Annotated in this window: 11 protein-coding genes and 2 pseudogenes; 7 read left to right on the top strand and 6 right to left on the bottom strand. The window is 61.0% G+C overall.

The window, feature by feature from the left end; genetic code table 11:
• Nucleotides 1–21 precede the first annotated feature (21 nt).
• Together HFC70_RS17685 and HFC70_RS17680 are read right to left on the bottom strand one after the other, a co-directional pair.
• Entirely contained in the window at nt 22–555 is a 534-nt protein-coding gene (locus HFC70_RS17685) for a VOC family protein (protein WP_168474602.1), read from the bottom strand.
• 92 nt (nt 556–647) lie between these two features.
• On the bottom strand, nt 648–1,088 hold the full coding sequence (locus HFC70_RS17680) for a heme-binding protein (RefSeq protein ID WP_246735839.1): 441 nt from the start codon (nt 1,086–1,088) through the stop codon (nt 648–650).
• Nucleotides 1,089–1,176: 88 nt separating this feature from the next.
• On the opposite strand from HFC70_RS17680, the gene HFC70_RS17675 reads away from it, so the two are divergent.
• The 6 genes from HFC70_RS17675 to HFC70_RS17650 all read left to right on the top strand — a co-directional run bounded on the left by HFC70_RS17675 (nt 1,177) and on the right by HFC70_RS17650 (nt 7,992).
• The gene (locus tag HFC70_RS17675) at nt 1,177–2,250 is read left to right on the top strand and encodes a TRAP transporter substrate-binding protein DctP (protein ID WP_168474600.1); all 1,074 of its coding nucleotides are present in this window, start codon (nt 1,177–1,179) and stop codon (nt 2,248–2,250) included.
• Nucleotides 2,247–2,783 (top strand): TRAP transporter small permease, encoded by a 537-nt coding sequence (locus tag HFC70_RS17670; protein WP_168474599.1) that lies wholly within the window; start codon nt 2,247–2,249, stop codon nt 2,781–2,783. Before HFC70_RS17675 ends, HFC70_RS17670 begins: the two co-directional genes overlap by 4 nt.
• A gap of 64 nt (nt 2,784–2,847) precedes the next feature.
• A complete protein-coding gene (locus HFC70_RS17665) occupies nt 2,848–4,152 on the top strand; it encodes a TRAP transporter large permease (RefSeq protein ID WP_168474598.1) in 1,305 nt (434 codons plus the stop codon).
• Between the two features lie 31 nt (nt 4,153–4,183).
• Nucleotides 4,184–5,632, top strand: a complete 1,449-nt coding sequence (locus HFC70_RS17660) for an MmgE/PrpD family protein (protein ID WP_168474597.1) — start codon at nt 4,184–4,186, stop codon at nt 5,630–5,632.
• A 16-nt stretch (nt 5,633–5,648) separates the two neighbouring features.
• Nucleotides 5,649–7,142, top strand: coding sequence for a bifunctional 3-(3-hydroxy-phenyl)propionate/3-hydroxycinnamic acid hydroxylase (locus HFC70_RS17655; RefSeq protein WP_168474596.1), 1,494 nt, complete (start codon nt 5,649–5,651; stop codon nt 7,140–7,142).
• A 55-nt stretch (nt 7,143–7,197) separates the two neighbouring features.
• Entirely contained in the window at nt 7,198–7,992 is a 795-nt protein-coding gene (locus HFC70_RS17650; protein WP_246735838.1) for an aspartate/glutamate racemase family protein, read from the top strand.
• Here HFC70_RS17650 and HFC70_RS17645 read toward each other — a convergent pair.
• A pseudogene (locus tag HFC70_RS17645) lies at nt 7,989–9,161 on the bottom strand (IS3 family transposase). The gene HFC70_RS17650 and the pseudogene HFC70_RS17645 sit on opposite strands and share 4 nt — an antisense overlap.
• Before the next feature lie 58 nt (nt 9,162–9,219).
• On the opposite strand from HFC70_RS17645, the pseudogene HFC70_RS17640 reads away from it, so the two are divergent.
• Nucleotides 9,220–9,468: pseudogene (locus tag HFC70_RS17640) on the top strand (helix-turn-helix domain-containing protein); the annotation flags it as partial.
• Nucleotides 9,469–9,780: 312 nt separating this feature from the next.
• Here HFC70_RS17640 and HFC70_RS17635 read toward each other — a convergent pair.
• The 3 genes from HFC70_RS17635 to HFC70_RS17625 form a co-directional block, all read right to left on the bottom strand.
• A complete protein-coding gene (locus HFC70_RS17635) occupies nt 9,781–11,553 on the bottom strand; it encodes a thiamine pyrophosphate-binding protein (protein WP_168474595.1) in 1,773 nt (590 codons plus the stop codon).
• Nucleotides 11,554–11,650: 97 nt separating this feature from the next.
• Nucleotides 11,651–13,198 carry a ribulokinase gene (locus HFC70_RS17630; protein ID WP_168474594.1) on the bottom strand — a complete coding sequence of 516 codons (1,548 nt, stop codon included), beginning with the start codon at nt 13,196–13,198 and terminating at the stop codon, nt 11,651–11,653.
• A 1-nt stretch (nt 13,199) separates the two neighbouring features.
• Nucleotides 13,200–14,171, bottom strand: a complete 972-nt coding sequence (locus tag HFC70_RS17625) for an ABC transporter permease (protein WP_168474593.1) — start codon at nt 14,169–14,171, stop codon at nt 13,200–13,202.
• Nucleotides 14,172–14,175 lie beyond the last annotated feature (4 nt).

Below are 14,175 nucleotides of genomic sequence, written 5' to 3'. Positions count from 1 at the left end.
GGTGACTGATGCAATGAAGCGTCAGAGCGACTCCGCCATCTTTTGCTTCAGCTTCTCATTGAAGCGATCGCGCCACTGCTGCAGGGGCTGAAAGTCCTCATGCTCGCGATTGCGCGCCTCGGAAAGCCGATAGATTTCATCCGCCGGAAGGGTGAAGTCGACCGGATCGGCGCAAGGCTGCTTGACGTACCATTCCGTGTCGGTGAAATATTCCAGGCGGTTGCCCTCCGGATCCGGGAAATAGATCGACCAGGCAATGCCGTGACTGACGCATTTCATGTCCTTGGTTCCGCCTTCGACCAGCCGGCGATGCACTTCGCGCACCTCTTCAAGCGTATCCAGCCGGAACGAAAGTTGCTGCACCTGCGGCGTATCCGCCGTGCGGCCGGTGAAAAGCGCCACCTGATGGTGTTCCTCGAGGTTTCGGCTCAAGAAGCACATCCGTCCCGGGACCTCGTCCGTGACGATGAACCCGAGGACCTTGGTGTAATAGTCCAGCATGAGCGCCAGATCGTGGACGAATAGCCCGACATGGCTGATGGAGACCTGCTGCATATGTACCTCCCGATAAATCAATTTTTGACAAAGATCCGACACTCCCGAGGTCGGATTACATTTCCATCTCATAGTATGAGATTTTGGTCAACTTAGTTATTCGCCTCGATCGTTCTGTCCGCCAGGGGAACCGGTGTGTCCGACAGCAAGGCATCCAAGGCTGCCTGGGCGATAAGCTCGTCCTGATGGGACTGGACGCCGGACACGCCAATCCCGCCCAGGCACCACGTGTCGACCAGTACAGGCAGTCCGCCCTGAATCGGCAAGCCATATGAAAGCTTGAGAAAAACCGGCCTTTCCCCGATGCGCTCCTCCATATCTTTGGATTTTCGCCGAGAAATTGCGGCCATTTTCGCTTTTCCCGTGGCAATGTCACTGCTCGCCGCTCCAGTGCCGTCCATTCGCTCAAGACGAAGGAGCGCACCGCCCTCGTCTACCACGGCGATTGTCACGTTCCAGCCATTTGCTGCAGCGCACCCGCGCGCGGCCTCGCACATCAGGATTACATCGGCCTCGTTAAGGTGTGGTCTCATATGCATTCTCGCGTCCTCCAAAAAACGAATGGATCTAAAATTTATCCAAATCTCACATTACTAGATTGATTGACATTCCGGAATAGCCGTGGCAATCCTTTTTCGTCCCCGGTTCTCGGCGACATCGCTCTGGGAGGAGTTCATGTTTAAACGCATTCTGACAGTCGGCCTGGCTTCGGTGCTGGGCCTGGCCGCTTCCGCTGCAATGGCGGAACCCGTTCAATTGAAACTGGCGTTCTTCAACGCCGACACCGACTCGACGTGGACCGGCGTGCTCCGTCCGTTCATGGACGCCGTCAATGCTGACGGTAAGGGTATCGTCGAGATTCAGGGCTACCCGAACGGCGCTTTGAGCCGCAACGCCGGCCAGCAGCCTCAGGTCGTATTGGACGGTGTTGCGGACATCGCTTTCGCGACGCTGGGACAATCTGCAGGTCGGTTTCCAAACAATGGCGTGCTGGAACTGCCCGGCATCTTCAGCAATATCACCGAGTCGAGCTATACCTTCACGCGCCTCGTCGCTGCCGGCAAACTGAAGGGCTACAGCGACTTCGTCGTGCTCGGCGCATTCGGCGGCGACCCATCCGGCATTCACATGAACGTGCCGATTTCATCCTACAAGGATATTGCGGGCAAGAAAATCCGGGCGACCAACCCGACGGAAGCGCTCACGCTGCGCCGCCTGGGCGCTGCACCCGTCGTTCTCCCCACGCCTGAAACGGTCGAGGCGATTGCGCGCGGAACGGTCGAAGGAACCGCCATGCAATCGGCGCCGGTCGTCGACTACGGCATCAATCGCGTCGTCAGCCACCACTATTACGGCCGGTTCAGCAATGCCCCCCTGGCCGTGCTGATGAACAAGGAAAAGTTCGAGTCCCTGCCAGCCCCGGCGCAAGAGATCCTGCGCAAATACGGCGGTGAATGGATGGCGGATCGCTGGATCGAGGCGACAGGCGGCGCCAACGACCGGGCCGTCGCAAAATTCAAAGCCGATCCGAAGCAGACCGTCGTCTACCCGTCAGAGACCGAGATGGCGGAACTGAAAACGATCTATAAGGACGTGATCGATGAGTTCACCGCCAAGGACCCCCATAACAAGGAACTTCTGGCCGACCTCCAGAAGACCTTGGAAGAGGTTCGCGCAGACCGGCCGGTGAGATGAGTGTGTTGAACTCGGTCCCTGCCCGGTTCATCCGGCACCTCGCGAATGGTTTGGCGGGTGCCGGCGTGGTCCTCCTCATGGGCTTTGCGGTTGCGACTCTCCTGGATGGCTCCAGCCGATCCCTCTTCAACAACCCGATTGATATCGTCCGCGATCTTGGCGGGATGATTGTCGGGGTGTCGCTGGCGAGTTTCATACCGCTGGCCTTTCTGGAGCGCGCCAATATCGAGGTGACGTTCATCGACGGGATCGTGCCGCCGCAAGTCGGACGCCTGCTCGCATTGTTCGCCGCCTTCGTGACCCTGGCGTTCATGACCGTCTTTGCCTGGCAGTTTCTGCAAAACGCCCGCAACTTTCAGGCAGCAGGCGAAGTGACACCCATGCTCGGCTATCCCCGCGCACCCTTCTGGTTCGTTATCGACGGCTTGTTGTGGATTGCAGTCGTGGTCCAGTTCGTCGTCGTCCTGGAACTGCTGGGAGACACCCGGAGAGAGCGGCGGCCATCGCCGCTCCCAGATCACACGGCGGATTGAACCGCCCGATACGAAAACCCTGCACGCCACCGATCTCGGTGATACGCGCTGCGGAAAGGCAATCATGGATCCCTTATACATCGGCGCCCTCGGCTTTCTTGTGCTGTTCGTGCTCATCATCCTCAAAATCCCGATCGCCATTGCGATGATGCTCGTCGGCGTCACGGCGTTCGCGCTGCAGACGTCCTGGACATCGGCGCTGACGCTGCTGGTGGGCGATCCGGCGGCATCCATGACCAGTGTCGACATGGCGGTCGTCCCCCTGTTTCTGCTGATGGGCATCTGTGCCACATCGGCGGGATTGTCCCGGGACATCTATCTCGTCGCGGCGTCCTTTCTGGGCCATCGCCGCGGCGGGCTTGCCTATGCGACGATCGCGGGTTGCGCGGCATTCGGCGCCGTCTGCGGCTCCTCGACCGCGACCACGGCGACTTTTACCAAGATCGCCCTGCCCGAGATGCTGGGCCGCAACTATTCGCCGCAACTGGCGACAGGGTCGATCGCCGCAGGTGGCGCTCTCAAGGCGCTCATTCCTCCGTCGCTCGTCATGATCCTCTACAGCATTGCCACGAACACCTTCATTCTCGACCTCTTCCTCGCTGCGATCGTTCCCGTCTGTCTGGTCATCCTGCTCAATCTCGGAGCGATCTGGGTGACCACCCGGCGCCACCCGGAAATGGCACCCATCCTGGAGCCGGTGGCGTGGGCCGAACGGAAAATTCTCCTGCGCAAGGCCGCGCCAGCCCTCACCCTGATCGTCTGCGTCTTCGGCGGTCTTTATAGCGGCATCTTCACCGTCAACGAGGCCGCATCGGTTGCCGCCGTCCTGACGGTCGCCTTTGCCCTTGTCAGGTCGCGGTTCAACCTCAAGGCGACCTTCTCCGGCATGTTCGACGCCACCAATGTGGCGGTGATGGTCTACATGGTGATCGCCGGGGCATCGGTGTTCAGCTACTTCATGACCTTGGCGCGCGTGCCGGAAAGCCTTGTCGACGCCATCGGCCTGGTGCATGCGCCGCCGATCCTGATCGTCTTCGGATTGCTGGCGGCCTATCTGGTCCTCGGTGCCGTCTTCGACGAGATTTCGGCGATGATCATCACGCTGCCCTTCGTGCTGCCCGTAATCGTCGAGCTTGGCTACGACCCCATCTGGTGGGGCATCATGAATGTGCTGATTGTCGAACTCGGCCTGATCATCCCGCCGATCGGTCTTGGCGTGTTCATCATTCACGGGCTCGCTCCGCAGATCAGGCTGTCTGAAATCTACCGAGGCGTTGTCCCCTTCATCGTCGCCGACCTCATCCTTCTGGTCCTGCTTGCTCTGTTCCCGCAAATCGTCCTTGCGCCCCTCACATGGCTACGGAGCTAGGTTCGCCAAGAACCTCACAGGGAACCCATAGATGAACATTTTGATCGACGACATTTCAAAACGGATTTCTGCAGGAGCGCCCTATTCTCGCGACGCTCTTGCAGTGGACGGCCTCGCCATCCACGTTCTCGATACTGTGGGCGCCTGGATTGCCGGACGGGCGACACGGGAAGGCCAGCATCTGTCGCGGCTTCGCAAAGGCGCAAGAGAGGCGGCCGCCCCGCTGACCTCGTCAACGCTGGACACCATTGCGCTCCGGGTCGCCACGGCGCGACTGAGCGAGGTCGATGATGTGCATATGCCCTCCTGCACGACGCCCGGCGCCGTTGTCGTCATGACGGCATTGTCCCTGGCGGCCGATCTGGAGCAACGTTCGGACGCCGCCCTGTTGGTCGATGCACTCCACGCCGGCTACGAAGTCATGACCCGTCTTGGCGAAGCGGTGTCCGGGCCCGAGATCCTGCACAAGGGGATCTGGCCCACCTACCTGCTGGCGCCGGTGACGGCAGCGGCGGTCACGGCCAAGCTTTTGAACCTGGATTGGGAGCGGACCGCACATGCCTTGGCAATTGCGCTCTCCACGGCCAGCGGCAGACCCGGCGGCAGCGTCAGCGGCGGAGTGGTCGGCAGTGTCGGCACCTCGGCGCGATGGTTGCTCGCCGGCCTTGCCGCAAAGGCCGGCTGCTTTGCCGCCCTCAGTGCCGCGCAGGATTTCAACGGCGACAGGAGCCTTCTTAACGGTGAATGGCCGGGCAGAAGCCACGGTATCCAGCTGTCGCCAGCACCGCTCTTGGATTTCTTTGCCGGCCGGCCGGCTGTGCTCGGCACGAGCATCAAGCCCTATTGCGCAGCCAAGCACGCCATCGCGGCGATTGACGGCTTTCAGACGCTTCTTCGTCAGGGAATTCCGCTCGATGCGTTGACGAAGGTCGTGGTCAGGGTTCCCCCTGCCCATGCCGGCATGATCGGCCACCGTGATGTCGGTTTGAGTCGCCTCTCCCGCATCACCAGCTGCGGCTACAATCTTGCGCTGGCAGCATTCCGGCCCGATGATCTGCTCGACATCGAGCGGGCGGAGGCGGTAACCGCTGCAGCCGTTATCGAGTTTGTCCAAAAGGTGGAGGTCGTGGCTGACGCCGCGCTGGCGCTCCAGTGTCCCCATCATTACCCCGCGACCCTCGATCTGTTCGTCAACGACACGATGATTGCCTCGATCGCCGTATCGAACGCCTTCGGAGATCCCGACAAGCCGTTCGATCTTGTTTCGGCGCGGAAAAAGTTCCGTCGGCTCGTGCGCGGCATCATTACCGACAGCCAAGCCGACCGAATTGAGCAATGCTGCCTGGACCTGAACAATCCGACCACCGGGCCGGAACTGGCGCGCATGATGACCGCCATCGACGCGACGCTGACATCAGGAACGGTGCCGGACATGTGTCTGGATGAAGAACACGGCGCCGGAACCATACCGGCTGCATAACGGGAGAGGAAAGAACATGTCAGATTCAGTTGATGTTATCATTGCCGGACTAGGTCCAACAGGCGCCACATTGGCAAATCTCCTGTGCGCCATGGATCTGTCCGTCTGCGTTATCGAGGCGGACGAGACGATGTACACTCTGCCGCGCGCGACCCATTTCGACGGCGAGGTGATGCGTGTCTTTCAATCCATCGGGCTGGCGGACAAGATCAAACCCGATACACACGTCAATCCCGGCATGACCTTCATCAACCCGCAGCACGACGTCATCCTCAGATGGCCGCGTCCGGCGGACGTTGGTCCCCAGAACTGGCATGGAAGCTACCGGTTTCACCAACCGGCACTCGAAATCGCCTTGCGGCAAGGCCTCAACCGTTTTCCGGGCGCGCGGGTGCTGATCGGCTGTGAGGTCATTGCACTCGAACAGGACGAAGATGGCGTTGTCGCGCAATACCGGACGCGCAAGACGGGCGAGACCGACACCGTCAGGGGCCGCTATCTTGTCGGCTGCGACGGTGGACGGTCGCCCGTTCGCGGCATGATCGGCAGCGAACTCGAAGATCTCGGCAGCCACGAGCAATGGATCGTCGTCGATCTGCTGATAAAGCGGAATGTCGAAGGCTTGACCGATGGCACGGTGCAGTTCTGCAACCCTGAACGCCCGACGACCTTCATGCGCTGTGTCGGAAACCGGCGCCGCTGGGAATTCATGGTCATGCCGGGCGACGATGTGCGCGAGCTTGTGACACCGGCCGGAACCTGGGCTCTTTTGAGCCCCTGGCTGACGCCGCACGATGCCGACATCGAACGTTCGGTCGCCTATTTCTTCCATGCCATGATGGCCGCGCCCTGGCGTAAAGGTCGCGTGCTCCTTGCCGGCGATGCCGCACACCAGACGCCCCCCTTCCTGGGTCAGGGTCTCTGCGCCGGTATCAGGGATAGCTCCAATCTTGCCTGGAAACTCGCAAGCGTCGTCAAGGGCAAGGCGCCGACCACGCTTCTCGATAGTTATGAGGTGGAACGTTCGCCCCATGTTCGGCGGTTCATCGAAAATGCCATGCAGATCGGCAGCATCATCCAGACGACCGATCCTGAACAGGCGCGCAAGAGGGATGAGGATCTGGCCAAGAGCGAGCGGCTGATTACCTCGATCGATCCAAGGCTCGGGCCCGGATTGCACGGGACAGCACCGGCGCCGGCCGGGGCAATCTCCCATCAGCCGATCCTTTCCGATGGACGTGCGCTGGACGACGTGGTCGGCCATCGCTTCGTTGTGCTCGGCCACCATGATCTGCTCGACAAAGTATCGAATGCGACACGCAGGCGCTGGGACGAAGCCGACCTGCTCTGCCTTCCCGGCGAGGGTCTCGACTACCTGGATAAGATCGGTGCGCGCAGCGTCATCATCCGGCCCGACCGTTACATCCTTGGCACCGCGAACACGACCGAAGACCTGGAGCGTCTCTGCGAACTGCTGCCGATATTCGAGCGGAAAATGGAACCGAGTTGAAGGGATTGCCTGGTGAATGCCTATCACCAGGACTTTGATCACATGAAATTCACGAATGGAGCAAATGATGTCGATTGTTGATACACGAGCCTTGAGGGGCGAAACGCGCGATGCCGGCGGCAAACCGCTGCGCATTGGGATGCTGTTGCCGTCGAGCAATCCGATGGCGGAGCCCGAGCTATCCGCGATGCTGCCGTCGGGGATATCCGTCCTCACCACACGGCTGAAGCTTGCGGGATCGACGCGCGAAGAATTGCTGGGGATGACCGACAAGATCGAGGAAGCGTCGGCATTGTTGTCCGATGCCCGTGTCGATCTGATCGTCTTCAATTGCACGGCCGTATCCACCTTCGATCCCGTCATGGGCTCGAAAATCTCGCAGCGCATCACCGACGCCTGCGGACGGCCGGCAACCACCACGGCCGATGCGCTGCTGGCTGCGTTCAAAGCCATGAACGTGAAACGCGTCGTCCTGATCACGCCCTATGTGAAGGCGGTAAACCTGCGGGAAGTCGAATTCCTCAAGCACTACGGCATTGAAGTCCTAAGCGAGACGGGACTCGATCTGAAGGAAGGAAACGGCATGGCGTCGGTTTCGCCCGACGAATGGGTGGAACTTGCCCGCGCGCATCGGGATGATACCGCCGACGCCTATTTCCTCAGTTGCACCGCAATCCACGTGACACCGATCATCGATCGTCTCGAACAGGAACTGGGATGTCCGGTTGTGACCAGCAACCAGGCCATGCTCTGGCATTGTTTGCGTGAGCTCGGCTACAACCAGCCCGTCGAAGGTTTCGGCAAGCTTCTGCGCGATGGCCTGCTGCCGGTATTTCGGCCACCGAGTTAGGCTAATCCCACCTTGTTTTCAAATTCCATCGGGCTGAGATAGCCCAGTGTCGAATGCCGACGCTTCGGATTGTAGAAGCGTTCGATGTAATCGAACACGTCCGCCTTGGCATCGTCCCTGGTTCTGTAGACCTTACGAGCTGTCCTTTCGGTTTTGAGTGATGAGAAGAAGCTTTCCATCGCGGCATTGTCCCAGACATTGCCGGATCGGCTCATCGAGCATGTGATGCCGTGATCGGCCACGAGACGCTGGAACTGCTCGCTGGTGTATTGGCTACCCTGGTCCGAATGGTGGAGGAGCGCATCCGGCTTGCCTCTGCGCCAGATGGCCATGATCAGCGCGTCAGTCACGGGTTGGGAGGTCATACTGGCATTCATCGACCAGCCGACGACATGGCGAGAGAACAGGTCGATGACGGCGGCCACATAAAGCCAGCCCTCAGCCGTCCATAGATAGGTAAAGTCGTCTACCCATTTCTGGTTCGGCCTGGCTGCCGCGAACTGATGATCCAGAATATTCGGCATGATGCCCGGGCGCTCGCCGCCGTCTTTCGGCAAGCCACGCCTTCTCGGTCTTGCTCTCAATGCATTGTCGCGCATCAGACGCTCGACACGATGCAGACCACAGGAAAAGCCTTCGCCGAGAAGGTCATGCCAGACACGCCGCGCGCCGTAGGTGCGGTCGCTGCTCTTGATCTTCTCGAGCAGAGCCTCGTCATACCGGGCATGCTGGCTCGGAGAACGATGTAACCAGGCGTGAAAGCCGGAACGCGATACACCCAGCGCTTCGCACAGCCATGCCACCCTCTGCCCGGCAGTCGTTGCAAAGCAACGACGAAAGGGGCCAGATCGAACGGTGCTTTGCAATGAACGCGAACTTCATATCACGTCCTTCGCAAAGTAGGCGGCGGCCTTTTTTAGGATGTCACGCTCCGCCTTCAGCTTGGCGACTTCTTTACGCAGCCTCTCGAGCTCAAGCTGCTCGGGCTTCATCTGTCCGTGACCGGGAAACGCCTGCGCCGGGTCCGAACCGTATTCCCCGACCCACTTGCGCAAAACGTTCTCATGAACATCCAGATCGCGGGCTGCCTGCGCAACGCCGACCCCGCGCTCTCGCACCAACTTCACTGCCTCAAGCTTGTACTCGCGGCTGAACTTCCTTCGTTGCATTCATGCGCTCCAGTTTCATTGGAAACACCTTTACTCGGTGTCCACGAAACCGGCAGCAGGCCAAAGCTTTCCGGCAATGATTTACAGAAGAGTGCGATTGGAGTGAGCTAAACATCTTCTCGTACAGTCCAAAGCGCCCTTGATCGAAATCGCTCTTGAGGTCGGGTTCGAGAACGTATCGCACTTCGCCAGGGCCTTTGTACAGACATTTGGTCAGTCGCCGACTAAGTTAAGGACAGCAATCCGAGCCTCGTCTGATTTGCCGAACTTGTTGACTAGGTCAATTATCAGCGGGACCGCGACATAATTGCCGACCATGTTGGCTGCGAAGCGATCAGATGCAGGAACTCTTCCGCATCTGATCGAGGGAATTGGTCACTCCTTGAAGGGATTTGAACCGGCGACACATAGATTCACACAGGAGCGCGTGCCCTTCAATCCCGAACCGCGCTAGGTTTCGGCGATGAAGATGGCTGAAGGACCCGTTACGTTCATGTTTTGGCCACAGACAGACCCGGGTCAGCGAGGCCCTATAGCGTACGGCCATGCTACCGGCGCATTCAAACCAGTCGTCGATTTGCACCCGGCATCGCCAAAACAATGCCAGGTGCTTTAACAATCAGAGATCCGGCGAGATCTTCCAGTCCCTCAGTTTGTAGACAGTACCGGGCCGGGGATAGGGCGTCTCGGTCTTTTCCCGCAAGCGACGCTTGAACGAATGGATCGGCGTCGCGCGGTCGTCAATACGGACCTCCACGACAGACGGTCCGTCATGGGCAAAGGCACGATCCAGGGCGGGGCCGATCTCGTCGGGCTTCTCGACATAGATGCCGAGCAAACCAAGCGCCTGCGCCGCTCCGGCATAGCCGGGCTTAACGCTTTGCGTCTCGAGCACCGCGGATTGGACGTTGTTGAAATAAAGCTCCTGCCAGAGCTGGATCCAGCCAAGCTTGCCGTTGTTGATCACGATGTTGACGATGCGCTGGTTATATTGGGCCTGGGTGGCCAGTTCGCCGATCGTGTATGAAAACGCACCGTCTCCGGCCACCGTGACAATCCGGGCGTCGGGACGCACCGCGGCGGCTCCAATGGCACCCGGCACCGAATAGCCAAGCCCGCCCTGGCCGCGCGCGAACAGAAACTGACGTCCGGCACGCTTCGCGGGGATGTAGCCGGAAATCCATCCGGCCGCGAAGGAGGCGTCGGAGACGATGATGTCGTCATCGCCAAGGCGGCTGGCGATCTCGCTCATCAAACGGGGCGGCTGGATCGGCAATAGCTCCGAGGTGGTTTCCACCAGCTTCTCGGCCTCTGACTTCGCTTTGACCTCGGCAATCCTGGCCGCCCATTCCGGGTTGGCTCCAAGGGTCGGCAAGGCTGCATCGAGCGCGACGATGGTCTCGCGCACGTCGCCCATCAGCGCGACGGTCGGGCGGAAGGTCCGACCGTGTTCGAGCGGATCGAAGTCGATGGTGATCGTCGCCTGTTCGGCCAGTGGCAGGGTCCAGTTCATGCCGGTGTTCTGGCTGACCTTGGAGCCGCACCAGATCAAGAGATCGGCCTCCTTGATCAGATCGATGGCGGCCTTGGCACCCAGGGGATTGAGCACACCTGCCGCATAGTCGCGCGTTTCGGGAACCGAGCCCTTGCCAGAGAGACTGGTGACGACAAGGCCTTGCAGACGATCGGCAAAGGCAGTGACCACCTCGACTGCATCCGATCCATGCACGCCGCCGCCGCAGACCAGCGCCGGGCGTTTTGCCTTGGCGATCAGCGCCGCGGCCTTGTCGATCTCGCTGGTCGGCGCGCAACTGCGCAGATAGGGCATCTGGCGGGCCCGATCATCCACGGCGATTTTCAGGAGGTCTTCGTCCCATTCCGCATCGAAGATGTCATGCGGTATGATCAGCGCGACCGGGCCTGGCCGCGGCGCGGTGGCGACGCGAAACGCCGTGCGGATCAGTTCCGGCAGCGCGGCGACGGACGGCACGAGATAGGCCTCCTTGCTGCAGGTCTTGAAGAAGCTGAGCTGGTCGAAACCCTGGCTGGCGATACCTTTTTCTTTCAACGTCAACCAGTCGAGCGGCAGTTCGCCGATGATGCCGATCATCGGAATGGAGGCGTTCAGCGCTTCAAGAAAGCCGGCCGGCAGCAGGTTTGCGCCGGGGCCGACCGTGACATCGCAGATCCCCGGCTTGCCCGTCAGCCGTGCGTAAGCATCGGCAGCGTAGGCTGCATTTCGCTCGTCGCGCATGAGGATGTGGCGGATGCGGTCCGTTCGGCGCGAAATGCCGTCATGAAGAGCCGTCGTCTGCCCCCCCGGCATGCCGAACACGTAGTCGACGCCGTATTGCGCCAGCATTTCCGCGATGAGATCTCCAATATGTGCCATGTCATTTCCTTTCAAATGGCAAAACCTATCCATTCCGCGAGTCACCCCGCGGCCGGGAGGCATGTTTTCGTTCAACCGGAACGGATCGGGTGGTGGGCTAAGCAGGCATGGGTTGGGGGCTTGAGCGGTTGCGTTGCGCCATGCGGTGCATGAGAGGCTGAAGAGCGGAATAGGTGTCCAGATAGAGTTCCATCAGCACCCTGTATTCGGCGTGGCGTTCGGGATCCGGGCTGATCTCGTCCTTGATCCACACCATTCTGTCCGCCGCTGCCTGCAACGAACCGTAGGCGCCGACGCCGACGGCTGCGGCGATCGCCGCCCCGAAAGCCGTCGCTTCCCCAACTTCCGGAATGCGCAACTTCACCCCAGCAGTATCGGCATGCATCTGCAACCAGAAGGGCGAGCGAAGGGCTGCACCCGCCGCCGTCATGGAGCGAACGGCCACGCCGTGGCGTTCCATGCAGCCGAGGATATTGGCCGTGCCCATGCAGACGGATTCCAGCAGGGCGCGCGTGATATCGGCGCGGGAATGCTTGAGCGTCATGCCCCAGATCGCGCCCTGCAGGTCGTAATCCGTGTAAGGGTTGCGGTTCCCCTGCCAGAAGTCGAGCGCCATCAAGCCGTTTGCGCCGAGCGGTACGGTCTGCGCGGCGCGGATCATGTCCTCGATGCGGCCGGGGCTGGCATCCTGAAACAGGTCGTGCCACCAGCGAAGAACGGCACCCGACGACACCTGCCCGCCTTCCATGACGAAGCAGCCGGGCGCCACGCAATCGGGGTGCGGTCCAAACAGCCCGGCGATTTCCACATCGTCGTCGACGGTCGGCAGGACCAGATGCGACGTGCCGGTGATCAGCGCCGTTTCTCCGGGCCGCAGTGTGTTAAGCCCGACCGTCGCCACATAGGCGTCGGTCCCGCCGCAGACGACCAGCGTCTCGGTGGTCAACCCCAAAGCCGCCGCAGCCTCCGCTGACAAGAGTCCGATCGGCGCGCCGAGGATCGGCATGTGATCGGGGAACCGGGTCGTGATGCCCGCAAGCCCGATCGCCTCGAAGAAATCCTCCGGCCAGCCACCGCGACGCGGATCGAAAAACCAGCGGTTAATGGTGTGGTTCTGGCCCAGTGTCAGCCGGTTCGACAGACGCAGCGCGATGTAATCCGCAAGCTCCATGAACCAGCGCGTCTGTCGGAAAAGATCCGGATCGTTGTCCCGGAGCCAAAGGATCTTGGGAATAGCCGTTTCGGCACTCACGCCGGCCCGGCTGCGCCGCAGCGCCGGATGTCCGCTCTGTTCGATCCGGCGGGCCTGGGGTGAAGCACGATTGTCCATCCACAGGATCGCATCGGCAAGTGGCTCGCCGTTTTCGCCGAGCATCACCAGCGTGCTGGAGGTGCCGTCGGCGCAGATCGCTGCGACCTGCCCGATCGACACGCCGCTGCGTTCCACGGCCTCGCGGACCGCCCCGCAGGCCGCCTGCCACCATTCGGCGGGCGACTGCGTTGCCCAGCCCGGCCGAGGAAAGGTCGTGGCATAGTCTCGCGACGCTGTTGCCAGGACGCGGCCGTCAAGGTCGCAAACCATGGCGCGGGCACCGCCTGTGCCGCAGTCCAGCCCGATCGTGACGGTGGGTGACGAGTTTGCCATGTCAGTGCTCCTGCCTGCGGCTGCGGTGATGGCGTGCGGCAATCGTGGCAACGGCCAGGCCCAGCACCAGCAGCAGGCCTTGAATGATCTGTCGCTGGTAGTCCGGCAGGCCGAGCAGGGCGGCGCCGCTGAAGAGCACGCCGATGAACATTGTTGCGGTCAGCGTTCCCAGGATATTGGGCTTGCCGACACGCACCATCATGCCGCCAAGCAGCACGACGGTCAGGCCGTTGATCAGATAAGGACCGCCGATCATCGGCTGCCCGGAAGAAAGGCTCGCCGCCAGCATGACGCCTGCCATGGATGCGCTGAGCCCGGAAAGACCGAAGAGCAGGATGGTAAGACGTGTCACCGGCACCCCCACGGCTCGCACGGCGGCCTCGTTTTGCGCCATGGCATAGATGTAACGGCCAAGCGTCAAGCGCTCCTGAACATACCAGGCGAGCGCTGCGACCAGCAGCACCGGAACGAAGACGAACGGTACGGCGTCCCACAGAAGCGTGTTGAGCAACCAACTGATCGGACCGGGATCTGCGATGCGGATCACTGTGCCCTTGCCAAGCGCCGACGCCGCCGATGCGCAGATCCCAGCCATGGAGATGGTGACGATCAGGGCTGGCAGGCGCATGACGGCGACGAGCCAGCCGTTGACGAGCCCAGCCAGAAGCCCAACGCTTAAAGCCGCGACGATCGCCCAGCCCCAGCCGTAACCGACGGTGGCCGCGCAGATCATATTGGACAGCGCGGCGATCTGCATGAAACTGACATCGATCTTGCCGGCCGCAATCACCCAGGTCAGTCCGAGAACCATGGTGACCATGATCGAGAAAGTCTTGAGCAGAGCAGCAAGGCTTCCTCCCTCGAGCAACTGTGGCTTGATGCTTCCGACGATCGCGGTCAGCATGACCAAGGCAAGCACCAGCCAGAGATCGGTGGTCAATCTCGCCAGCCTGTTGGATGAGCGACTTGTCATCGGT

The sequence above is a fragment of the Agrobacterium sp. a22-2 genome, from assembly GCF_012276985.1.
Lineage (GTDB): Bacteria > Pseudomonadota > Alphaproteobacteria > Rhizobiales > Rhizobiaceae > Allorhizobium.
The sequence above is the reverse complement of the archived record's forward strand: the minus strand, read 5'-3'. Positions and strand labels throughout refer to the sequence as shown.

Coding starts and splice junctions, on each gene's coding strand:
- HFC70_RS17685 (WP_168474602.1), bottom strand. CDS start 555: ATGCAGCAGGTCTCCATCAGCCATGTCGGGCTATTCGTCCACGATCTG.
- HFC70_RS17680 (WP_246735839.1), bottom strand. CDS start 1,088: ATGAGACCACACCTTAACGAGGCCGATGTAATCCTGATGTGCGAGGCC.
- HFC70_RS17670 (WP_168474599.1), top strand. CDS start 2,247: ATGAGTGTGTTGAACTCGGTCCCTGCCCGGTTCATCCGGCACCTCGCG.
- HFC70_RS17665 (WP_168474598.1), top strand. CDS start 2,848: ATGGATCCCTTATACATCGGCGCCCTCGGCTTTCTTGTGCTGTTCGTG.
- HFC70_RS17660 (WP_168474597.1), top strand. CDS start 4,184: ATGAACATTTTGATCGACGACATTTCAAAACGGATTTCTGCAGGAGCG.
- HFC70_RS17655 (WP_168474596.1), top strand. CDS start 5,649: ATGTCAGATTCAGTTGATGTTATCATTGCCGGACTAGGTCCAACAGGC.
- HFC70_RS17650 (WP_246735838.1), top strand. CDS start 7,198: ATGGAGCAAATGATGTCGATTGTTGATACACGAGCCTTGAGGGGCGAA.
- HFC70_RS17635 (WP_168474595.1), bottom strand. CDS start 11,553: ATGGCACATATTGGAGATCTCATCGCGGAAATGCTGGCGCAATACGGC.
- HFC70_RS17630 (WP_168474594.1), bottom strand. CDS start 13,198: ATGGCAAACTCGTCACCCACCGTCACGATCGGGCTGGACTGCGGCACA.
- HFC70_RS17625 (WP_168474593.1), bottom strand. CDS start 14,171: ATGACAAGTCGCTCATCCAACAGGCTGGCGAGATTGACCACCGATCTC.